General features: G+C 72.7%; 18 protein-coding genes. 10 read left to right on the top strand and 8 right to left on the bottom strand.

Annotated features, from left to right (window positions below; all coding sequences use genetic code 11):
- The first annotated feature begins 24 nt into the window (after positions 1 to 24).
- Positions 25 to 2247, top strand: a complete 2223-nt coding sequence (locus AC3X7Z_RS04140) for a glycosyltransferase family protein (protein ID WP_489975094.1) — start codon at positions 25 to 27, stop codon at positions 2245 to 2247.
- Here the strand turns inward: AC3X7Z_RS04140 and AC3X7Z_RS04135 are convergent.
- A complete protein-coding gene (locus AC3X7Z_RS04135; RefSeq protein WP_489975093.1) occupies positions 2183 to 3307 on the bottom strand; it encodes a glycosyltransferase in 1125 nt (374 codons plus the stop codon). The two genes, AC3X7Z_RS04140 and AC3X7Z_RS04135, sit on opposite strands and share 65 nt — an antisense overlap.
- A 175-nt stretch (positions 3308 to 3482) precedes the next feature.
- Between AC3X7Z_RS04135 and AC3X7Z_RS04130 the strand changes: the two genes are divergently transcribed.
- The 3 genes from AC3X7Z_RS04130 to AC3X7Z_RS04120 are packed head-to-tail and all read left to right on the top strand — an operon-like array spanning position 3483 to position 6681.
- Positions 3483 to 4355, top strand: coding sequence for a YveK family protein (locus tag AC3X7Z_RS04130; RefSeq protein WP_489975092.1), 873 nt, complete (start codon positions 3483 to 3485; stop codon positions 4353 to 4355).
- Positions 4356 to 4358: 3 nt separating this feature from the next.
- Positions 4359 to 5762, top strand: coding sequence for an O-antigen ligase family protein (locus tag AC3X7Z_RS04125; RefSeq protein WP_489975091.1), 1404 nt, complete (start codon positions 4359 to 4361; stop codon positions 5760 to 5762).
- The gene (locus tag AC3X7Z_RS04120; protein ID WP_186339047.1) at positions 5749 to 6681 is read left to right on the top strand and encodes a glycosyltransferase family 2 protein; all 933 of its coding nucleotides are present in this window, start codon (positions 5749 to 5751) and stop codon (positions 6679 to 6681) included. The genes AC3X7Z_RS04125 and AC3X7Z_RS04120 overlap by 14 nt, the downstream gene beginning before the upstream one ends.
- A gap of 9 nt (positions 6682 to 6690) precedes the next feature.
- Here AC3X7Z_RS04120 and AC3X7Z_RS04115 read toward each other — a convergent pair whose 3' ends face one another.
- Positions 6691 to 7368, bottom strand: a complete 678-nt coding sequence (locus AC3X7Z_RS04115) for a polysaccharide deacetylase family protein (RefSeq protein WP_186339046.1) — start codon at positions 7366 to 7368, stop codon at positions 6691 to 6693.
- Positions 7369 to 7610: 242 nt separating this feature from the next.
- Here AC3X7Z_RS04115 and AC3X7Z_RS04110 point away from each other — a divergent pair, with 242 nt between their 5' ends.
- From AC3X7Z_RS04110 to AC3X7Z_RS04085, 6 genes are all read left to right on the top strand, one after another.
- Positions 7611 to 8465, top strand: coding sequence for a hypothetical protein (locus AC3X7Z_RS04110; protein WP_489975090.1), 855 nt, complete (start codon positions 7611 to 7613; stop codon positions 8463 to 8465).
- A 17-nt stretch (positions 8466 to 8482) separates the two neighbouring features.
- Positions 8483 to 9772, top strand: a complete 1290-nt coding sequence (locus AC3X7Z_RS04105; protein WP_489975089.1) for a pyridoxal-dependent decarboxylase, exosortase A system-associated — start codon at positions 8483 to 8485, stop codon at positions 9770 to 9772.
- A 19-nt stretch (positions 9773 to 9791) separates the two neighbouring features.
- Positions 9792 to 10052 carry an acyl carrier protein gene (locus AC3X7Z_RS04100; RefSeq protein ID WP_489975088.1) on the top strand — a complete coding sequence of 87 codons (261 nt, stop codon included), beginning with the start codon at positions 9792 to 9794 and terminating at the stop codon, positions 10050 to 10052.
- A gap of 3 nt (positions 10053 to 10055) precedes the next feature.
- On the top strand, positions 10056 to 11483 hold the full coding sequence (locus AC3X7Z_RS04095; protein ID WP_489975087.1) for an AMP-binding protein: 1428 nt from the start codon (positions 10056 to 10058) through the stop codon (positions 11481 to 11483).
- Between the two features lie 323 nt (positions 11484 to 11806).
- Positions 11807 to 13111, top strand: coding sequence for a DUF4082 domain-containing protein (locus AC3X7Z_RS04090; protein ID WP_489975086.1), 1305 nt, complete (start codon positions 11807 to 11809; stop codon positions 13109 to 13111).
- A gap of 83 nt (positions 13112 to 13194) precedes the next feature.
- Entirely contained in the window at positions 13195 to 14937 is a 1743-nt protein-coding gene (locus AC3X7Z_RS04085) for a hypothetical protein (RefSeq protein ID WP_489975085.1), read from the top strand.
- On the opposite strand, the gene AC3X7Z_RS04080 is transcribed toward AC3X7Z_RS04085, so the two are convergent.
- From AC3X7Z_RS04080 to AC3X7Z_RS04055, 6 genes are all read right to left on the bottom strand, one after another.
- Positions 14934 to 15950 (bottom strand): hypothetical protein, encoded by a 1017-nt coding sequence (locus AC3X7Z_RS04080; RefSeq protein WP_489975084.1) that lies wholly within the window; start codon positions 15948 to 15950, stop codon positions 14934 to 14936. The two genes, AC3X7Z_RS04085 and AC3X7Z_RS04080, sit on opposite strands and share 4 nt — an antisense overlap.
- Positions 15947 to 17230, bottom strand: coding sequence for an MFS transporter (locus AC3X7Z_RS04075; protein WP_489975083.1), 1284 nt, complete (start codon positions 17228 to 17230; stop codon positions 15947 to 15949). The genes AC3X7Z_RS04080 and AC3X7Z_RS04075 overlap by 4 nt, the downstream gene beginning before the upstream one ends.
- Before the next feature lie 4 nt (positions 17231 to 17234).
- Positions 17235 to 17981 carry a hypothetical protein gene (locus tag AC3X7Z_RS04070; protein ID WP_489975082.1) on the bottom strand — a complete coding sequence of 249 codons (747 nt, stop codon included), beginning with the start codon at positions 17979 to 17981 and terminating at the stop codon, positions 17235 to 17237.
- A gap of 46 nt (positions 17982 to 18027) precedes the next feature.
- Positions 18028 to 19494 carry an exopolysaccharide biosynthesis polyprenyl glycosylphosphotransferase gene (locus tag AC3X7Z_RS04065; RefSeq protein ID WP_489975081.1) on the bottom strand — a complete coding sequence of 489 codons (1467 nt, stop codon included), beginning with the start codon at positions 19492 to 19494 and terminating at the stop codon, positions 18028 to 18030.
- 349 nt (positions 19495 to 19843) lie between these two features.
- Positions 19844 to 20527: a LuxR C-terminal-related transcriptional regulator gene (locus AC3X7Z_RS04060; protein ID WP_186339037.1), complete on the bottom strand. Its 684-nt coding sequence runs from the start codon at positions 20525 to 20527 to the stop codon at positions 19844 to 19846.
- Positions 20505 to 21983, bottom strand: coding sequence for a sensor histidine kinase (locus AC3X7Z_RS04055; RefSeq protein ID WP_489975080.1), 1479 nt, complete (start codon positions 21981 to 21983; stop codon positions 20505 to 20507). The genes AC3X7Z_RS04060 and AC3X7Z_RS04055 overlap by 23 nt, the downstream gene beginning before the upstream one ends.
- Positions 21984 to 22273: the final 290 nt, after the last annotated feature.

Here is a 22273-nt window from a genome sequence, read left to right as displayed (position 1 = left end):
GGACCTCGAGCCACCACGGTGCCCGTGGCGAAGCCGCGTCTGCTCTTCTTCCGCTGGGTCCGCCCGGGGCTGGCGCCGTTCGTCCACGACCAGCTCGCCGAGCAGATCCGCGGCCTCTCGTTGCACTTCGACGTGACCCTGGTCGACCAGGACGGCGACTTCGACGCCCTGTGCGACCAGCACCGGCCCGACCTCGTCCTCTTCGAGTCCGGCGTCTACGTCGGACCGCGCCGGTTGACCCGCCTCGACACCCACGCAGACGTTCCGCGGATCGGCTTCCTCAACTCGGACGCGTTCGACCCGGTGCGGGGAGTGTTCCTCGCCGACATGGCCGACTGGGGCGTGGAGACCTACTTCACCGTCTCGGTGGCGATGGGCGCCTACACCCCCGAGATCGCCGATCGGCTCTTCTACTGGCCCAACTGGGTCGACCCGCAGGTCCACCGCGACCACGGCCTGCCCAAGGTCGTGCCGGTGCTGCTCACCGGGAGCCAGGCGCGGCACTACCCGTGGCGCAACCGCGTCAACAAGGTGCTCGCCCAGCACTACCCCGTCCTCTCCACGCCGCACTTCGGGTGGACCGACTCGGCCGGCACGCGGTCGATGCCGGTGGGCGAGGCGTACTCGCGCCTGATCAACTCCGCCTCGTTCGCCCCGAGCTGCGGCAACTTCACGCAGGACTTCGTGCGCAAGCACCTCGAGATCCCTGCCTCGGCCACCTGCCTGATCGCCCAGGACACCCCCGCCATGCACGCGGCGGGCTACGTCGACATGGTCAACTGCGTCCTGGCCGACGAGGACGACGTGCTCGACAAGGTGCACCACCTCGTCACCCACCCCGACGAGCTGGCCGCGGTGACGGTCGCCGGGCGGCGTCTCGTCCTCGAGCGGCACACCGCCGACCAGCGTCGGCAGCTTCGCGACTGGTACGACCTGGCCACGAGCACCGGCTCGACCGCCGCGCTGGTCCAGGACCACCCCTTCGCGCCGGTGCGGTCGGCCTCCTCGAACCCCTCGACGGGCATGTCCACGGCTCCGGGGTCGACGGCCGAGGACCGCGTCTACCTGCGCCAGGGCTGGGCTGCGGTCGAGCGGAGGCGCTACCAGGAGGCCGAGCGCGCGTTCACCGGCGCCGCCAGCTTCCAGTACGTCCCCGAGGCGGTCGTCGGCACGGCCACGGCCCAGCTGCTCGACGGCCGGGCCGCCGATGCGCTGTCATCGGTCACGCAGCTGCTCGAGCGGGTCGACGGGCTCTACGAGCCCACCAGCCCCGACCCGGTCCAGTGGGCGGTGCTCATCTGGGCCCGCCTGTGCCTCGGCGACCTCGCGGGCGCCCAGGTGGCGGCGGCGGAGCACCCGGGCCTGGGCCACACCGAGCTCGACCGGACCCGCGCCGTCGTCGCGGACCTCACCGGCATGACGGTGCCCCCCGCGCCCATCGGTCGTCCGTCTCCCAACCCGCTGCCTCCGCTCTCGTGGACGCACTGGCTCGACCGCCTCGCCACGATGCTCCGGGCGAACGACCAGGCCGAGGCCGCGGCCGAGGTCGCCACCCTCGCGAGGGACCTGGAGCCGCGACGGGGCGCGACACCCCAGCGGACGGTGGGCGTCGCCCCGCTCGCCCCGGCCCCCGTGCGCCGACCGTCGACCGCCGTGCCGGCGTCGGTGGCCGGCACGGTCGGGGCCGCGGTGCGTCGCGCCGCCACGGGCCTGCGAGGCGTCGCGGCGCAGGCGACCGAGCGGGTGCGCGAGAGCGCCCGACGTCGGGTCGGGCACGACTGGCTGGAGTCGCTGACCGATGTGGTGGAGCGCGAGGCGCTCGACACGGTGCTCGTCTTCGGCGCCTCCCGCCTGAGCCTGCGGGAACGGTCCATGCGGCTGGCAGCGGCGCGCAACCCCCGCCTGCCGCGGGTCGCCGACGTGGCCGCCGGCCGGGACGAGCCGACCGGCACCGGCCCCGACGCTGCCGACCAGCGGACCCTCGTGCACGTGGGCCGGCACGCGGTGATCACCCCGGCCGTGGGCGACGCTGCCCACCGGGCGCGCATCGTGATCCTCGAGGACGCGATGCGCAGCCCCGTCACCCGCCTGGCCGAGCAGCTCACGTGGAGCGGTCGCTTCGAGCTCATCGCTGCGTCCCGCGACCGTGGCGGCTACTACATCTTCCGCCACCAGCTGGGGGTCAGCGACCGAACGCCGCGATCCGCCAGTCCCGGTAGCGGCTGGACCAGTCATGCGCGGACCTGAAGGCGGCGAGCTCCTCCGCGGAGGGGCGAGGCACCTCACACGCGGTGAGCACCGCCGGGGCCAGCGGCGTGCCCTCCTCGACCAGGAGGCACCGATCGGAGACGCCACGCATCGGCTCGAGGTCGGTGGCGACGACCCGCGCTCCGGAGGCCAGGTACTCGTAGAGCTTCAGTGGGCTCATGGCCTCCGACATCGGCGTACGCCGGTGGGGGATGAGGCAGACCGTGGCCCGCGCCATCAGCTCGAGGACGACCGGGCGCGGCTCAGGCGGCATCACGTGCACGTTGGGCACCTCGGCGAGACGGGCGAAGCGCGGCGGGTCCTGGAGCGGGCCGACCAGCACGACCTGCCAGTCGGGGAGGTCGAGGGCCAGGCGGCGCACGGCCTCGATGTCGACCCGCTCCTGCAGCGCTCCGACATACAGGGCGACGGGTCCGTCCAGCTCCTCGAACCAGCCAGGAACGGCAGCGCCCCCCGGCTCGTGGTCCATGCCGTTGATGCCGTTGGGCACGACGCTGCCACGGGGCGACCCGACTCGGTCCACGATGGCGCGCGTGACGCCGATGACGTTGACCTCCCGCTCGGCCATCAGCTCGTAGCCGTGGGCGACGAGGTCGGTCAGGTGCGCGTGGTTCGGGTAGGTCAGCCAGTCGTCCCAGCCGTAGTAGACGACGTCGCTCCAGTGCCGGTCGTCCGCGACCGCCGCGAGCAGCGGGTGGCAGCTCACCAGCACGGGACGCTCCTGCCCCAGGCGCCGGCTCGCCGCGGCGAGCCAGTGGTCGAGACGACGGTAGGTCGCGAGCGACGACTCGACGGACGGGGAGTCCTGACGCCGCCACCTCCGAGGCTGGACCAGATGGCGTCTGGGTCGGTCGGGGAGGAGCTCCGCCGCCTGCCCGCGGCCACGAAGCCGCTCGAGATGGCTACGCAGCGGGTTGGCCACGACGACGCTGTCCAGCGAGGTGTCGTCGAGGAGATGCACCGCGAGGCGGTCCGGGGACCAGGCGAACTGCCGGGTCAGGCCGTCCGCCCACGTGTGGTAGGCGAGCGCAAGGGTCACCTCAGTGGGGTGAGCACGTTGCGGTGGGGTCACGGTGTTCGCTCGCGATCGCTAGCTGCGGACCTGGCCCTCCGCAGGATAGTGGCGGCATCTGCCGAGTCGGGGCGAATGCGCCGACCCGAGGGCCACTCGTCGTTAGCATCGAATTGTTCACGCCCCGAGGAGAGCGGCTCGTATGGACTTCATTGACGGTCTGATGGTGTTGCGGCGTCGATGGTGGATCGTCCTCATCGGGCTCGGGCTGGTCGCGGCGGGTGTGATGGTGGTCCGCTCGCTGGTCCCGGTCCAGCACCAGGCCTCCGGGTTGATGCTCTTCCTCCTCCCGCCCGACGCGCCGGGGGACAACACGAGGGTCAACCCCTACCTGAACCTGCCGGCGGGCCTGACGACGACCGCCTCGCTGATCGGCTCGGAAGCGGTCTCCGACGATGTCGCCGCGTCGCTCGCAGCCGAGGGATACGACGCCGTCTACTCCGTGGCGCTCGTCCCCGACACCGGACCCCTGCTCACGATCACCTCGACCGACACCGACTCCGCCGTCGCCGTGGCGACCCGTGACGCGGTGATGAGCTGGATCGACAAGAGGCTGGTCGACATCCAGGTCAGTGTGGACGCACCGCGTTCGCAGCTGATGAGGACCAACAAGACCAGCGTCACGACGACCGCAGAGGTGCTGTCGGGGAGCCGGCTCCGTGCGATGGCGGGAGCCGCCGCTGGTGGCTTGGTCCTCCTTCTGGTGGCCGTGTTCGTGATCGATCGTCTCCTGACCCGGCGACAGCGTCGCGCGGCGCGTGCCGGGCACGAGCCCGGCTCCGGGCCGAGCGGTCCCGACGATGATCCGATCCGAGCGGCCGCGGTGGTGGACGAGGACGGTGCCGACGACGCGGTGCAGCACCACCCGGTCGACGACCCGGCACCCGAGGCGGTGGAGCACACACCTGCCACCATTCCCGATCCTGCCGACGCCACCGGCACCGCTCACCCGCCGTCGCGGCCCGGGAGGTCGGGGCGTGGCAAGAAGCAGACGCGGCCGAGGGGCGGACGGTGACGCGTGACGACCCGACCGCACCTGCTCGTCGGCACGGATCCCGTCGTTGCTGATGTGACGGGGGCTCGCCGCACGCTCCCGGCAGTCCACTTCCTGTGCGCGTACGTCGTGCTCCTGCTGGGGCTGCCGTCCGTGCTGATCTTCGCCCCCCTGGGATCGCCCGGGACTCCGGCGAACATCTGGGGTCTGGGCATCCTGTTGTGGTGGGTGCTGGCGACCCTGGGGGGACAGAATCGCGTCAGCGGACTCACCTGGTATCGGGTGGTCGTCGGTGCGTTCGCCGGCACCGTGCTGATGAGCTACGCCTCTGCCATGGCCCATGGGTGGTACTCGCCGGGCCACCTTCGCCGGGGCATCAGCGACTGGACGCTCATGGTCCCCTCGGTCACCGAGCTCGCGGACGTCCAGGTGAGCGCTGCCGACCGCGGGCTGGTCGCGGTGTTCGCCTGGGTGGGGATCACGCTCCTCGCCGCAGAGGGCCTGAGGACCTGGCAGGAGCTCGAGCGGGTGATCACCTGGCTCGCGGCGCTGGGCGCCTTCATGGCCGTGCTGGGTCTGGTCCAGTACCTCACGGGTTTCAGCATCACCTCGCTCTACGTCATCCCCGGGCTCAGTGCGAACTCCGAGTTCGGCAGCGTGGCCTCCCGGTCGGTGGTCAACCGGGTGTCCGCGACGGCCGCGCACCCGATCGAGTTCGGGGTGATCATGGCCGCCCTGCTGCCGCTGTCGCTGCACCGCACCGTGTACGAGTGGGGCAATCGTTGGGCCCTGACGCCGACCATCCTGATCGCGGTGAGCGCGGGACTGTCGGTGTCCCGATCGGCGGTCGTGTCCACGATCGTGGCGCTCGTCGTGATCCTGGTCGGCTGGCCCAACAAGTGGAGGATCCGCGCACTGGTGCTGCTCCCGTTCGCGATCGTGGCCATGCGTGGGGCCTTCCCAGGACTGCTGGGCACCATCTACGCCCTCTTCGCCAACCTCGGCAACGACCCGAGCATCTCTGGACGGACCACCGACTACGACGCGGTGTCCCTCCTCTGGAGCCAGGGCCCGGTTCTCGGTCGCGGCTTCTTCACGTTCGTGCCGCAGTTCTACAGGATCCTCGACAACATGTACCTGCTCCTGCTCCTCGAGCTGGGGATCGTGGGACTCCTCTGCACGATCGTGCTCTTCGTGACCGGCTTCCTCTCGGCTCGCGCGGCGCGCTCGCGCGCGCCCGACGAACGCTCGCGACACCTCGGGCTGTGCCTGTCGGCGTCCCTGCTGGGCCTGTTCGTCGCCCTCGGCACCTTCGATGCCCTCGTCTTCTCCATGACGGCAGGTGCCCTGTTCCTGCTGCTCGGCCTGTCGGCCGCCGCGTGGCGGCTCAGCCGCCAGCAACGGACGGCTGCCCATGACGGCCGGTGACCCGATCGATGACGAGGTCGTCGTCGTCGTCGTCACCTACAACAGCGCGAGCCTGGTGGCCGACCTCCTGGCGTCGTTGCCGACGGGCATGGGCGACGTGCCCTGGCGTCTGGCCGTGGCCGACAACGACTCCCACGACGGCTCACTGGAGGTCGTGCGCGAGCTGGCGCCCGCCGCGGTGCTCGTGCCCGTGGGGCGCAACGCCGGCTACGCCGCCGGGATCAACGCGGCCGTGGCCGCCACCGGGGTCGGTCGCGCGGTCCTCGTGCTCAACCCCGACGTACGCCTCATGCCGGGGTGCGTGCCGGCCCTGCTGGAAGCGCTGGCGCTGCCCGGCACGGGCGTCGCGGTGCCGCGGCTCCTCGACGGGCAGGGGGGCCTGGTCCCGTCCATGCGCCGGGAGCCGACCATCGCACGGGCGCTGACCGACGCGCTGCTGGGGGCCACCCGGGCCGGTGGCCTGGGTGCCCTCGGGGAGGTGGTGACCGACCCGTCGGCCTACGACCGTCCCGCGACGACCGAGTGGGCCGAGGGCTCGACCCAGCTGATCAGTGCCGAGTGCTGGGCGGCGTGTGGCGAGTGGGACGAAGGCTTCTTCCTCTACTCCGAGGAGACCGACTACCACCTGCGGGCTCGAGACCGCGGTTATCTCACCCGGTACGTCCCCTCGGCGACGGCGGTCCACCTCGGCGGTGACTCCACGACGTCACCACGACTGTGGTCGATGCTCGTGGCCAACCGGCTCCGGCTCTTCGCGCGTCGCAACGGCCCTGTCCGCACAGCCGCCTACTGGCTGGTGCTGCTCGCCCGGGAGACCAGCCGGGGCGTCCTCGGCAAGCAGACGTCGCGCGCGGCGGTCCGCGCCTTGCTGTCGCCGCCGACCCTGCGGGCCGCCCGAGGACCCGAGTGGGGCGCGTGACCGCGTCGATCAGCGCAGTCGTTTGGCGAGGCCGACGGCCTCGAGCCTGACCCGCTGGCCGAGGGGCTGGGGCGTGAGCATCTCCCGGCGGACCGAGTGGGGTGTGTCGTGCGAGCGGACGCTGAACCGGGGCTGGAGCCAGGCGCTGTCCGTGGACCACCGGCGGTCGCTCGACGCGACGGACGCGTAGCCGAGCCTCCGCAGGTGACCGAGCGTGCGGCGGTCGTAGCGTCCGAGCGGGAGCGCGGCCCGGTCGACCTGCTGCCCGGCGGCCTCGGCGAGGATCGCCCGTGCCTCGACGAGCTCACGGCGCACCCCGGCCGGCAGGAGGCCGCGCCACGGGCGGTGGTCCATGCCGTGCGAGCCGATGGTCATGCCGGCGCGCGACAGCTCGCGGACGTCGCCGCGCGCCAGGCTGCCCGGCCGGTCGAGGCGGGCGGCCAGGACGTAGAAGGTGGCGGTGAGGCCGCGCTCCACGAGCGCGGGCAGGCCGATCTCCAGGTCCGACGCGTTGCCGTCGTCGAAGCTGAGCCGCACCCGAGGGTCGCCGGCGACCTCGTCGAGCACGCGCTGGTAGGTGTCGGCGGTGATCCAGTAGGGCTCCTCGCCGTCCTCGAGGTCGCGCGCCGGGCGACCGATCCCGTGGAAGCAGAGGTGGACGACCCGGGCAGCCGATCCTCGGCGCATGACGCTTCCCCCCTCACCCACCGCGAGCAGGTGCCCGCGCACCTCCAGTCGAGCGTGGCGCCGGGATCGCGGAGGGACTTCCCGGTCCTACATCCCATGAGTTGGGTATGCGCGTCCGCTACGGCGCATCCGCGGTCCGGACGGATCTAGCGTGATCGCCATCGGTCCCGATCGGGGCTCGGTGTGGGGAAGCGCCGCGGGTGGGATCAGCACGCGGGCGCTCGAGCTCGAGGAGGGCCAGCGTGGGGGTGCACGTCGAGCCAATCACGTCTCGTGACCTTCTCGAGGTCGGCCGGTTCCTGCACCAGCACCTCAACGCCCGCGTCGCGCCCCAGCAGTGGGTCGAGGCGCTCGCGGTGCCGTGGCTGGTGGACCAGCCCAACCATGGCTACCACCTCCGCCAGGACGGACAGGTCGTCGGCGCCTACCTCGCCTACTACTCCGACCGGGTCGTCGGCGGCTCGGTCGAACGGTTCTGCAACCTCGGAGCATGGTGTGTCCTCGAGGGTCACCGGCACCGCGGCACGCGCCTCCTGACCCGGCTGCTCGCGCAGGAGGGCTACCACTTCACCGACTTCTCGCCGAGTGGCAACGTCGTGCCGCTCAACCGCAAGCTGCACTTCGCCGACCTCGACACCACGACCGACCTGGTCCCCAACCTGCCGGCCACGCCCCGGAACGGGGTCCGCGTCTCGAGCGACGCCCAGGATCTCCTCGAGACGCTGACGCCCGCGGAGCTCGACCGCTACCGCGACCACGTGCGCGCAGCCGCTGCCAAGCACCTCCTCGTCAGCACGCCCCGCGAGCACTGTCACGTGGTCTTCCGCCACGACCGGCGCAAGAACGTGCGCGCGTTCGGGACGATCCTCCATGTCAGCAACCCGGACCTGTTCCGCACGGCCGCCGGCCAGGTCGCCGGCCACCTGCTCACCAGGCACCGGATCCCGATGACCCTGGTGGAGCATCGGGTCGCCGGCGGCAGCGTGCGCCACGGGCGGCAGCTGGCCCGGCCCCGTCCCAAGATGTTCCGCAGCCCGACCCTGGCGCCGGAGCACATCGACTACCTCTACAGCGAGCTGACATGCCTCGCGTGGTGAGGGACGGGATCGGTGCAGTGACTGCCCAGCCCGCCACCGCTCTCCCCGCCCCGGCGGCGGCCGCGGCACCCTCGAAGGAGCCGGCTCCCGCCGTGCGGCCGAGCGCCCGGGTCTCGCAAGGACCGGACCTGCTGGTGGGAGGAGTGCCCGTACGCCGCCTCGCCGACCGCATCGGCAGCACACCGTTCTTCGCCTACGACCGGGCCATGCTGACGGACCGCATCGCCGCACTCCGGGCCGCTCTCCCCGCCGACCTCGAGATCAGCTACGCCGTCAAGGCGAACCCCATGCCTGCCCTGGTGCAGCACCTCAGCCGAATCGTCGACTCCCTCGACGTCGCCTCAGGTGCCGAGATGCGGCTCGCCCTCGACACGCCGGCCGCGCCGGAGACGGTCAGCTTCGCCGGGCCGGGCAAGTCCGTCGAGGAGCTGTCCCAGGCGGTTGCCGCAGGGGTCGTCATCGAGATCGAGTCGCGGCTCGAAGCCGAGCGGATCACCGCCGTCGCCGCGCGGATGGGGATCCGGCCGGTCGTGGCCATCCGGGTCAACCCCGACTTCGAGGTGAAGGGCTCCGGGATGCGGATGGGTGGCGGCCCCCAGCAGTTCGGGGTGGACGCCGAGGACGTACCGAGCCTGGTCCGCGAGCTCGAGGTCCGGGACCTCGACCTGCGCGGCTTCCACGTCTTCGCCGGGTCGCAGAACCTCCATGCGGACATCCTCATGAAGGCGCAGCGCGAGACGGTCGACCTGGTCATGCGGATGGCCGAGGCCATGTCGGCGACGCCGACCTACTTCAACCTGGGCGGCGGCTTCGGCATCCCGTACTACGGCAAGGAGCAGCCGCTCGACCTCGGTGCGATGGGCGACAACCTCCATCAGCTGATGCGCGACCGGCTGCGACCGGCCTTCCCGGACGCCCGCGTCCTGCTCGAGCTCGGCCGATACATCGTCGGCGAGGCCGGGGTCTACGTGACCCGCGTCGTCGACCGGAAGGTCTCCCGCGGCACCACGTTCCTGGTGGTGGACGGCGGCATGCACCACCAGCTGGCGGCGTCCGGCAACTTCGGCCAGGTGATCCGGCGCAACTACCCGATCGCAGTGGGGACGCGGATGGACCAGGCCGCTTCGGAGACCGTCCAGGTGGTCGGGTGCCTCTGCACGCCGCTGGACCTGCTCGGCGACAAGGTCGACCTGCCGGTGAGCGAGGTCGGCGACCTGGTCGTCCTCTTCCAGGCCGGGGCCTACGGGCTCACCGCAAGCCCTACCCAGTTCCTCAGCCACGCCGCACCGCTGGAGGTGCTGGTGTGAACCCTCGAAAGGTGACGAGATGACCGACATGATGCTCACCCGGACGGCCGACGTGCTGGCCGGCATGCTCGCCGAGCTGCTCGGCGGCAGCCCCTCCGACTACCCGCCCGACACCGAGCTGTTCGGCTCGTTGCCGCAGCTCGACTCGCTCGCCCTGGTCGAGCTGATCACCGCGATCGAGGACAGATTCGAGTTCGAGCTCGACGAGGAGGACATCACCGCCGAGGTGTTCGGCACGGTCGACTCGCTCGCGCGGCACATCGACACCTGCACCTCCTGAGGCATGGTCGAGCTGCACGGCCTCGTGCGAGCCGCCGCGGCGGGCGCCGCACCGCCGACGGTGTCGGACCGCAGGAAGGTGCGCCCGCTGTCCGAGGTCCTCGAGGGCGCCGAGCACCTGGCGGCGCGCATCCGGTCCCTGTCGGTCCGCGAACGCCCGGTCGTGGTCGCGCGGCTGCCGGCATCGGTCGACGCGGTGGAGGTGCTCCTCGCCGCCGTTGCCGGCGACCTCACCTTCTGCTTCGTCGACCCCTCCGCGGCCCCGGAGCGGGTCTCGGCCATCGAGGCGGCTCTCGACCCGGACGTGGTGGTCGACTCGGAGGGGCTCACGGGCCGCACTCCGACCAGCGACGGCCCCGCTTCGGGAGGCTACGTCGCGACCTCCTCCGGCTCCACTGGCGGAGCTCCCAAGGGCGTGCTCTCCACGTGGTCGTGTCTTGCCGAGTTCGCGCCCCACGGCGCGGCCGCACTCCGGCTCGGGCCGGGCGACCGGCTCGCCGAGCCGTCGCATCCCGCCTATGACCTGTCGATGACCAACTGGCTCCTGGCCCTGGCCAGCGGTGCCTCTCTCGTCGTGTCGAGCGCGCTGGGTGACCGGATGCGTCCGCTGGCGTTCCTCACCCGGGCACGTGCCACCCACGTCCGCGTGGCGCCGCGCTTCATCGACCTGGCCCGAGCGGAGCGGGTCGGCTCGGCGAACCCCGTCTCGCTCCGGGTGTGGGGGTCGGGTGGCGACCGTCTCTCGCACGGCCAGGCCGAGCACGTCTTCGGCTTCGGTGTGCCCACGCTGGTCAACACCTACGGGACCAGCGAGACGGCCGGTTTCGCCAGCGCCGCGGCGTTCGATCGGTCGGATCACCTGACGTCGCGACATGGCTCGGTGTCCATCGGTCGAGGGAGGGTCGGACCGTGGCGGACCGCCATGGTCCAGGAGGGCGACGGCGACGACGTGACGGAGATGCTCGCCGTCCGGTCGCCGCACCTGGGTGAGGGGTATCTGCTGGGCGGTCCCTCGAACGACCTCGGTGGTGATCCCCTCTATCCGCGGTGGGAGACGGGCCGGGTGGTGACGGGCGACCTGGGCTGCACGGCGGGCGACGACCTGGTCTGCCTGGGGCGGTCCGGACGGCTGGTCAAGCGCAGCGGGGTGTTCGTCAACCTCGACGACGTCGACCGGGTGCTGCGCGAGACCACCGGGATGGACGCCATCACCGTCGCGATCCGCACCGGCGAGCTGGTGACCCTGGCGGTGCCGGCAGGAGACGGTGACGTGGACGAGGAACGGGTCGGAGACCTGCTCGCCGCCCACATGTCTCCCGACTCCCGCCCCGACGTGCTGGTGCGCGTCGACGGGATACCGCGGCTGGCCAACGGCAAGACCGACCACGCCGGCGCGCTGCGGCTGGCTGAGGTCGCGGCCGCGGGTTCTTGATGAACTCGCGGAACGATCTGATACCAAATTCTGGCTAAATCACTGATTCCGCCACACTCCTGGGTCTGGTGTGACGTATGTGCTCCGTTTGATGGTGTGCGGCTTTGTCGCGGTCACGGGGTGTGCCTTACTGGCCGGACGGGGATGGTCCACGTTGTCGCACGGAAAGTTGCTTCATGTTCCGACACGAACGTCAGCACGCCCGCACCCGATCTGAGGCCTTGGCGCTCGCAGCTGTCGCTGCACTCGTCGCGGCACTCGTTGCGGCGGTGACCGTCGAGGCGACGCCGTCGCCGGCGGTCCCCGGCACGGAGCCCCGGGCCGTGGCACCCGTCACTCTGTTCGGTGCCAAGGCGCCGACCAAGGTCGCGAAGGACCCGGACGCCAGGTCGGTGGAGCTGGGACTGCGGTTCAAGGTCCTCCGCAAGGGAAAGATCGCCGGCTCGCGTGTCTACAAGATCGCCCAGGGCGCCGGGACGACCCCGAGGCGGGCCTCGCTCTGGAACGCCGACGGCGAGCGACTCGCCACGGCTCGCATCGCTCCCCGTCGCGGCCCCGGCTGGGTGGACGTGGAGTTCCCGCGCAAGGTCGTCGTCAAGCCCGGCACCATCTACACGGTCTCGGTCTTCGCGCCGAAGGGTCGCTACGCCGTGACCAAGGGCGGACTCAAGAAGCAGCGGTCCAACGACTACCTCCGCACGGTGCGCAAGGCAAGCAGCGTCTATCGCTACGGCGCGAAGTCCACGTTCCCGACGCGCAGCCACCGTCACTCCAACTACTGGGTCGACGTCCTGTTCAGCCCGACGACCACCGGGGAGACGACGCCCACGCCCACGCCTTCGCCGACGCCGACTCCCACCAGCACGGGCTGGCCCGACGCCACCAACACGGGCGTGCCGGCGGGCACGGCGCTGACCACCTACACCGGGCCGATGACCATCACCCAGGCCGGCGCGGTGATCGACGCCAAGACCATCGCCGGCAGCCTCACCGTCGCCGCGCCCAACGTCACCGTCTCGCGCTCCTCCATCGTGGGCACCGTGGGCGTCGCCTCCGGGGGCAGCCTCACCATCAAGGACACGATGATCGACGCCGGCAACAAGGAGGGCACCGGTCTCGGCGAGACCGACTTCGTCGCCGAACGCGTGCACATCGTCGGTGGCAACCGATCGATCAACTGCGCTGAGGACTGCACGGTCAAGGACTCCTACGTCCACGGCCAGTTCAAGGACCTCTCGGGCTACTACCACGAGTCCGGGATCCGCATGGGGATGAACTCCCAGATCCTCCACAACACGATCGCCTGCGACGCCCCCGACGTCCCGCCGGAGGCGGGTTGCTCGGCCCCGCTGACGGGCTACGGCGACTTCGGTCCGGTCCAGAACAACCTCATCCAGAACAACCTGTTCAAGGCGACCCCGGCGTGGTTCTGCGCCTACGGCGGCTCCTCGGCCGGCAAGCCCTACTCCGGCCAGGCCCGCAACATCCGGTTCATCGACAACGTGTTCGAGCGCGGCACGACCGGCAAGTGTGGACGCGGTGGTCCAATCACCGACTTCGACCGCAACGCACCCGGCAACGAGTGGACGGGCAACACCTACGACGACGGGGCGGTAGCCCGACCCTGAGCCCGTCCGACCGCCTCCACCTCTGCGTGCTCCTGCCCAGGATTGGGCAGGAGCACGCGGCGATCCAGCCCTAGGCTGGCGGCATGCAGCCCGGGGTCCTCTGCGTGTCGCGCGGTGTTGCCGCCCCCACTGCCGGCGAGGTGCGCGAGGCGCTCGCGGTGGCGCGCATCGGCGAGGCGGACCTCCAGGAGACGGGTGGCCTGCTCGTCGCGACGTGGGGCGGCCTCCGCCTCGACGGCACCGGCTACGCCGCGCTCGCCCGCGTGGCACGACGGCGCGAGCGCCAGCTCACCGACGCCGACGTCGTCCGCCTGCTCGAGGCCGAGGACCTCGCGGGTCTCGCCGAGATCCTGCCCCCCTTCGGTGCCTTCCGCCGGATCTCGGACGACGAGGCGGTGGCCGTCACCGACGCGCTCGGGTTCCGCCACCTCTACCACGCGCAGTGGGACGGCTGCGCAGCGCTGAGCACGTCGGCTCGCGTCCTGGGGTCGCTGGGGGGGCACGGCGTGGACCGGGAAGCGCTCGCCGTCCAGAGCCTGCTCGGTTGGCAGGTCGGTCAGGGCACCTTGTACGCCGGGGTCACCAAGCTCGCCCCCGGCCACCTCGTACGCCTCCGTTCCGGGCGAGTCGAGCTAAAGGACGGCCGGCCGGCCCCGATCGCGCCCCTGGACCTCGACGATGGGGTGGCCGCTGCCACCGACATGCTGCGCACCCACCTCACGGCCTATGTCACCGATCATCCCGACGCGACGCTGCAGCTCACGGGTGGCCAGGACTCCCGGATCCTCCTCAGCGCGGTCCCGCCGGAGCTGCGCCGCGGGCTGCGCGCCATGACGCTGGGCGTGCCGGGCTCGCCCGACGCCGCGATCGCTGGGGAGATCGCCGCCCGCACCGGGCTCCGGCACCAGGTCGAGAAGCTGGAGAGCCTCGACGGCCTGAGCGCCGAGGAGGCCCACGCGTTGGCGGTCGAGGCGAGCCTGAGACTCGAGGAGATGGCCGATCCGCTCGCGCTGGCGGCCCTGACCGTGGTCGAGCAAGGCTTCGACCAGGGGCACCGCATCGCAGGGCTGGGGGGAGAGGTGGCCCGCGGCTTCTACTACCTGGGGCCCTCGCGGAGCACGGCAGTGACGCGTGCGCGGGTGGCCCGCCTGGCCGGGTGGCGGATGTTCGCCAACGAGGGCATCGATCCCGAGGCCCTGGTGTCACCGCTGCGCGAGGCCGCCGAGGACGTGGCCGTCGACCGGATCCACCGACTGATGTCCGCCACCGGCAAGGAATGGCTCGCCGCCACCGACGACTTCTACCTCGAGCAGCGCATGCAGCGCTGGGCTGGGGTCACCGACACCGCGGTGTGCACGGACCGGTCCGTGGCCAACCCGATGCTGGACGACCGATTCATCGCCATCGCCCAGGCCATGTCGCCGGCGAGCAAGCGGCGGTCGGTGTTCCTCGCCCGTCTCCAGATGTCCCTCGACCCCGAGCTCGGCAGGGTGCCTCTCGACGGCAGGCCACCGCCGGAGGCGTTCGCCAGACCTGGGCTCGCCACCACGGCGCGAGCCGCGCGGACGGTGTCCCGCAGGGCTGTCGCCAAGGCGCGACAGCGCCTGTCGAGCACCACCCGGCCGCCCGCCGGCGGCGTGGTGCTGGCCAGGCGCGTGGTGGAGCACTGGCGCCGACATCCCGATCTGCTCGACGCCGCCCGCGAGCACCAGGTGCTCGACGACCCCTGGCTCGACCGGCTGGTCGGCGGCGAGATGGACCCGGCGCCCAGCACCGTGGCGTACGTCCTCAACCTCTCCACGCTGCCGCCTGCCTCCGGCTGCTAACGCACGACGGTGGCCGACCACGCCTGCTCGATGAGCAGGCGCGGAGTCGCGTCCGGGGTCGTGTCGACCGCCCAGGTGTCGGTCACGCCGGGCTCGTCGGTGCGCGGCATCCCGTAGAGGATCGTGTCGTCGTCGAGCCACTCGACCTGGTCGTCGAGCCCGCGCGGCCCCTCGACGAGCAGCGTCCGCTCGCCCGTGGCGAGGTCCTGGACCGCGACCTGCCACACGACCTGGCTGCCCGGGTCGACGTCGACCTTGAACGCCACCCGGGTGCCGTCGGGGGAGATCGAGGGGCACTCGGCGTCGGACGAGATCGAGGTCAGGGTGCGCTCGCCGAGGTCGCCCTCGACCAGCCACGTGCGCCCACCCGTCGCGACGGTCGCGTAGAACGTCTCGTCGTCGGCGAAGGTCACCCCCCACACGTTGCGGTCGACCGGGTTGACCCGGCGGCCGTCGATCGCGAGCTGGAAGTCCTCCAGGTTGCCCCACCGCGCGCCGCCGTCGACCGCGTGCACCTCGGTGGCGGTGGAGAAGCCGGTCGACATGTAGGAGTGCCCGGCCACGAAGACCGTGGTGGCCACGAGCGTCCCGTCGGGACTGAGCCGCGTGCGGCTCGGGATGCCGGGCAGGTCCTCGCGCCCGACCTCCCGCCAGTCCGCGTCGAACGTGCGCGCCTCGAAGGACGTCGTGACGCCGGGGTCGGTGACCAGGCAGGACGCGCCGGTGCTGCGCGCCGCGACGCGGTCGCACGAGACGTCGGTGAACGCCCGGGGTCCGTCGGGGTCGTCGAGCGGCACGACCGCCACGACGCCGTACTCGCTGTCGGTGCCGGTGTGGCGGAAGACGATCCGCGGTCCCGTGGTCACCGACGTGATCGGCGCCTGCTCGGCGTCGGGCTCGGCCGCGCGCTCGGCGCGCACCTCTCGCCGCTCGACCACGACATAGCCGGACGCGGCGACCGCGAGGAGCACCGTCAGGGCGACGAACGCCAGCACGCGCGCGCGGACGCTCACGAGGTGACCGCCGCGCCGTCCAGTCGCGCGACGCGGGTGGCGGCGGCGAGGACGGCCACGGTGAGCAGCGCCGCGACGGTCGCCATGGCGCCTGCGGGGCCGAGCAGCAGCCACAGCACGCCGAAGCCGGCCGAGGCGAGCATCCGGGCCAGGGCCACCACGGTCTGGGCCGCGGCGATGCCGCTGGTGCGGGCCTGCACGGGCACGAGCCGCCCGGCGATCGCGGCGATGACGCCGTCGGTCGCGGCGTAGAACGTGCCCAGCAGGACCAGCGTGCCGACGGTGGCGGCGGCGGTCGAGGTCGGGAGCACGGCGCACAGGTAGGCCCCGACGAGGGCCAGGTGTCCCACGACCAGGGTGCGGGCCCGCCCGACCCGGTCGGCCAGGCGCCCGATCGGCACGGCGAGCAGCAGGTAGGCCACGTTGGTGCCGACGTAGAACAGGGGGAACCAGGTGACGTTGATGCCGCCGTGGTCGAGCAGGGCGAGGTAGATGAACCCGTCGCCCACCGTCAGCAGGCCCAGCACCGCGGCGACCGCGAGCAGCGGACGCAGCCGCGGGTCGGTCAGGTCGCGCCATCGGAAGGGCGGCGGCGTGGGCCCGGTCGGGGCCGCGTCGCGCCGGGCGCGCACGTCGGGGCCGAGCAGCCCCAGCAGCGCCACGCCGGCCAGGGCGAACGCGAGGGAGACCACGAGCACCACCGAGTAGCCGTCGGGCACGAGCACCAGCAGGCCGAACGCGATCAGCGGGCCGAGGGCCGCGCCGATCGTGTCGAGCATCCGGTGCACGCCGAAGGCCCGCGCGAGGTGCTCGGTCGGGGCCGCGGTGCTGATCATCGCGTCGCGCGGAGCGGTGCGGATCCCCTTGCCGATCCGGTCGGCGGTCACGACGGCCGCGATCCCGGCCGCCCCGCTGGCGAAGAGCAGGAACACGCGAGCCACCGCCGAGAGGCCGTAGCCCAGGAACGCCACCCACTTGGGACGGTCGGAGGCATCGGCCAGCCACCCGCCCCCGAGGCGCACGAGCGCGCTGACGCCCTGGTAGAGGCCGTCGATGACCCCGTACGCCACGGGCGTGAGGCCGACGACGACCGTGAGGTAGAGCGGGAGGATCGCCGAGACCGACTCCGACGACACGTCGGTCAGCAGCGAGACGATCCCCAGCGTGACGACGACCCGGCCGACCGGCGGCCGGGTGGTGGCGGTGCCAGTCGTGGTGCCGGTCGTGGTGCCGGTCGTGGTCGCGCCGGCCGCCGGCCGGTCGCGGAGCGAGATGTACACCGGCTCATCCGCGCCCGGCGCGCAGCGAGGCGTGGAGCGAGTACGTCGCCCCCGACCCGCGCGGGGTCACCGTCACGGTCACGATGCTGCCGCCGCGCCGGAAGGCGGCCGCCTGCGAGCCGGCGACGGCCGGCGGCGCGGCCGTCTCGACCAGACCCCGGCGAGCGAGGCGGGTGCGGTAGGCGAGGAGCACCTGGGACGCGGACAGCGCGGTCGACGCGACCAGCCCGACCTGGAGGCGGTCGCCCGAGGGCGAGACGCTGCTGCTCTGCACCGCCGCGGAGCGGGTGGGGCGCAGGGCGGCCGGGAACCGTCGCACCAGGCGTCCCCGCGCGCTCGCCGCCCGCGGGAGGGGCGACGTCACGAGCGGCGCGGGGTCGGCCGGCGGGAGGAGCTCGGCGAGGCCGGTGACCGGAGCCTCGGGCGCCGGCGGCCCCTCGGTCCCGGGGCTCGCGCCGTCGCCGTCGCCGTCTCCGGGCGGGTCGGGTGCCTCGTCGCCGGCGTCGCCGGCGACGCTGCTGTCGCTGTCGCCGGTCGTGGCAGCCCCCGAGCCGCCCGGCCCTCCGCCCGACTCCCCGTCCGCCGTGCCAGCGGACGGCGAAGGCGAGCCGGCCGAGCCCGTCGCGGCCGGGGACGAGCCGGGCGCGTCGTCGGGAGACGCCGCATCGGCGCCGCAGCCGCCGAGGACGAGGACGAGGACGAGGCAGGCTGCGACGCCGAGCCCGGCGTTGCGCGATCGTCTGGTGTTCATGGACTGGCGACCCCCACGGTCGTTGGTGGAACGAAAGGTCGCGTGATCAGTAGGCGCCGCGGTGCCCGAGCACGGCGCTCACGGTGCGGACGAGGATCGAGAGGTCGAGGCGCAGCGACCAGTTCTCGACGTACTTCAGGTCGAGGCGCACCGACTCCGCCCAGGTGAGGTCGGAGCGACCCGACACCTGCCACAGGCCCGTCACTCCCGGCTTGACCACGAGCCGGCGCCGGGGGTCGACGTCGTACTGGGCGACCTCGCACGGCAGCGCCGGACGGGGACCGACCAGCGACATGTCACCCCGCACGACGTTCCACAGCTGGGGCAGCTCGTCGAGGGAGTAGCGGCGCAGCCGGCTGCCCAGCCGGGTGATCCGCGGGTCGTGGGCGATCTTGAACAGGACGCCGTCCTTCTCGTTGTCGTCGGCCAGCCCGGTCCGCACCGACTCGGCGTCGACCCCCATCGAGCGCAGCTTGAGCATCGTGAACGGCACGCCGTCGCGCCCGATGCGCTCCTGGCGGAAGAACGCCGGTCCCGGCGTCTCGCGGCGGATCGCCACGGCCAGGACCGCGATCAGCGGCAGGGCGAGGACGAGGGCGACGAGGGCGAGCGTGCGCTCGACGAGGTCCTTGAGCACCCGGCGCGGGCCGTGCAGCGCCGGCTTGCCGACGTGGAGCACGTCGAGGCCCGCTGTCGACATGACGCGGGTGCGCTGCGGCTCGACGTCGAGGAGGCCCGTGCCCAGGAAGAGCTCGGTGCCGACCTTGCCCAGTGACCAGTGCAGTCGTCGCACCTCGACGGGTGACAGGCGCGCTCCGGGCAGCACCACGAGCGCGTCGGCGCGGTGGTCGTCCGCGGCCGCCGAGGACGACTCGAGGCCGACGTAGACGGGCACGTCGCCCTCGATCGGTGTCGCCGAGGCCCGGGTCAGGCAGGCGGCGACCACCTCGTGGGTGCCGCTCGCCCGCAGCTGCGCCGCGGCCTCACGGACCGCGCGCGGCTTGCCCGCGAGCACGACGCGGGGCCGGGAGCGTCCGGGGCCGACGAACGGGACGGCACTGGCGACGGTGAGTCCCGCGACGAGCACGCCCAGGGACGTGGGGTGGGCGTCGCCGAGCCACGGCGACGCCGCCAGCGCGAGGACGGCGGTGCGACCGCCGGCGCCGAGCACCACGGCGAGCCGCTCGGACCGCGCGTGGCCCAGGGCCTGGTGGCGGTAGCGGCCCGACATCGCGAGCGCGGCCGGCCACACGACCGCGATGCCCAGGGCGGCGCCCAGCCCGACCCTGCCCAGGGCCGACCAGCCGACCGCGAGGGCCACACCGAGTGCCAGGTCCAGGGCCGGCGCCGGCCACGAGCGACGCCTCGACGCCCGACGGAGGACCGTCTCGGCGACTGGCTCCGCGACCGGGGCCGCCAGGGGCGGCACCATGGCGATGCTGCGCGGGCGGGGGACCGGCCTCGCCAGCACGCCTCCGTCCGGTGTGACCACGTCGGACACGACCTGCGTCATGCTCACCATCCCCCTCCGGGACACCGCCCAAGGCACCCCGTTTGCTGACCTTCCCGTGAGCCTAGGAAGGACCGCCGCCAGGGGCATGCCGCAAATGAGCGAAAGCGGTGCGCGCCCGGGAGATACCCATTCGGAGGGATGGGCACCGCGCCGGGGCCGGCCCTACTCTCGAGGAGGTGCACCAGCACTGGTTCGCATCTCTCGGGCCAGCCCCGCACTGGCCACTCCGGTGGCCGCTGGCGTGACGCGGAACCCCACGCTTCGTCACCTGGAACCGAGCGAACCAGTGGCGGCGGCCGAGGTCCCCCTCCTCGGCCGCCGCAACCGCGCGCACGGGGGGTCTGCTGGGTCAGGCGCCGAGCTTCCAGCCGACCTGGTTGGCCATGCCCACGGCCGCCAGCTGCGAGGAGACCTCGAGCTTGCCGAGGATCGACTTGACCTGCGTACGGACCGTGGCCTCCGACACCACGCTGTCCTGGGCGATCGAGCGCACCGTACGGCCCTCGATGAGGGCCCCCAGCACCTGCCGCTCGCGCGGGGTGAGCAGGTCGAGGCGGCGGCGTACGTCGTCGTGCACCTGGCGGTCGCGCGCCCAGGCCTCGAGGAGCGACTCGAGCTCCTCGCGGGTGACGACCGGCAACCCCTGGTGCAGTCGTCGCACGGTCGCGAGCGCCTGCTGCAGCGCCCCGCTCTTGGAGAGCACCTTGCGCGCCCCCAGCCGCATGCACGCACCCCACCGGCCGATGTCGTCCGACGCGGTCAGCACGACCACGTTGGCGTTGGCCCGGGCGAGCGGCGCCACGAGGTTCATCCCGTCGCCGAACCGCCCCAGGTCGAGGTCGAGCAGGACCGTGCGGGGGTTGGCCCGCAGGGCCAGCGATCTCAGCGTCGCCATCGAGCCGCCCTCCTCGGGGGGCTCGAGGCGGCGTACGTCGTAGCCCTCCAGCGACAGGGCGAGCTCGAGCGACTCCGCGAACAGCACGTGGTCGTCGATGATCAGCACGCGGTGCTCACCGCGAGATGCGCCCGGCACGGTCGTCCTCCATCCTCAGGTCCGTGGTCAGGCCCTTGGTCAGGTCCTTGGCCAGTTCGTTCGCCAGCCCGTTCTCGGCCGAGCCGCGAGCCGCGGGCAGCGAGATCACGAACGACGACCCGGCGCCCTCGCGCTCGGCGAGCCGCAGCGACCCGCCGGCCTCGGTCATCAGCCGCTGCGCGACGTTGAGGCCGATGCCCTCGCCACGCGAGTCTTTGCCGCGGCGACCCCAGTCGAAGATCTGTGGACGCTGCTCGAGGGGGATCCCGCGGCCGAAGTCGGTCACGGTGATGTCGACGGTGTCCTCGTCGCGGCGCGTGACCTCCACGACGCTGGCGTCGGTGCCGCCGTGCTTGACGGCGTTGTCGACGAGGATGTTGAGCACCTCGGCGAGGGCGTCGAAGCGCGCTCGGACGACCTCGGACGTCGCGTGCAGCTCGACGCGGCGGCCCTTGAGCCGCTGGAGGTCGAGGATCTGGGCCAGCGCGTCGTCGAGGCGCAGGTCGGCGGTCGAGTCGCCGGCGCCGGTCAGCATCCGCTCCATCCGGTCGAGCTCGCGGCGCACCGAGGCCCACAGGCGCTCGCGGGTCTGCGGAGGGATGTCCGCCCGGTCGAGCAGGGCCGACCCGGAGACCAGGCCCGCGACCGTGCTCCGCAGCTCGTGGAGCCGCTCGCGCTGCTCGCGGGTGGAGTCGACGAGCACGTGCTCGAAGGAGTCGAGGCGGCGCCGCTCGTCCTCCAGGCTGCGGCGCAGCCGCGCCCAGGCGATCCCGAGCCAGGCGGCGCCGATGGCGGTGCGCGCCGCCCACAGGGCGGCGTCGAGGGCACCGCCGGTGAGCCCGGCCGGCGGGACCAGCTGGCCTGCGACGACCACGCCGACCGTGGCCAGCAGCAGCAGGCGCAGTGCAGTGGACGCGACCCGCTGCTGGAGCACCAGGACGGCGGCGAGCAGGTGCGTGGCGATCAGCACGCCGATGAGCAGCTGCATCGCCGGCGACGACGGCTGCATCCGCGGGAACTGCAGCAGCAGGTGACCCGCGGCGACGAGCCCGAGGCCCAGCCCGATGACGAACGTCTCGTCGACCACCCGCCGCACCCGCTCGGGTGCCAGGAGCGGCACCACGACGCCGAGCATGCCGACGAGCGCGGCGACGAGCAGGGCGAGGTGCATGCTCGACCCGTGCGGCGGCGGGTCGTGGAGCGCGATCAGCGTGACGGCGAGCGCCTGGCCGGCGACGAGCGCCCCGGTCGCCACGATCCACCCGGCCACCGCCCCGGCGTGCCTGCGCCAGGTGACCATGGCTGCGCACCCGGCTGCGGCGACGAAGACGCCGCTGACGACGCCTTCCCCGAGCGTCGGCACCGTCGTCGCCGACGGCGGTGCCCACCACGGGTGGTCCGACCCCGATCCGATCCAGACCAGCACCAGGAACGAGGCGAGCCCCGTGATCCCCATGCGGACCCAGTGACGCAGATCCCCCCTGCAGAACCCCAACATCGTGCTCCCCCTGCGATACGACTTCGGTCCACGCCGATCGATCACGGTGGGCGTTCCCGGCGCCCTGCGAGATCGACGTGGTTGGTGTGTGAGTGCACTCCCTCCACGAGAGTGCGACTGTGGCGCGAGGGGGTCCGACGATTGTGTGAGCCCTCCCCCATATCGGGCAACGCCGGTCTGGTCCGCCGTTCGCAGGAGTCCTGCAGGCTTCGTCAAGGAGCCGTTCAGGTCGCCGTCAGAGCGGATCC

This window comes from Nocardioides sp. Z24_21, from assembly GCF_058134345.1.
Note: the sequence above shows the minus strand (reverse complement) of the source record. Positions and strands in the feature narration are given on the sequence as shown.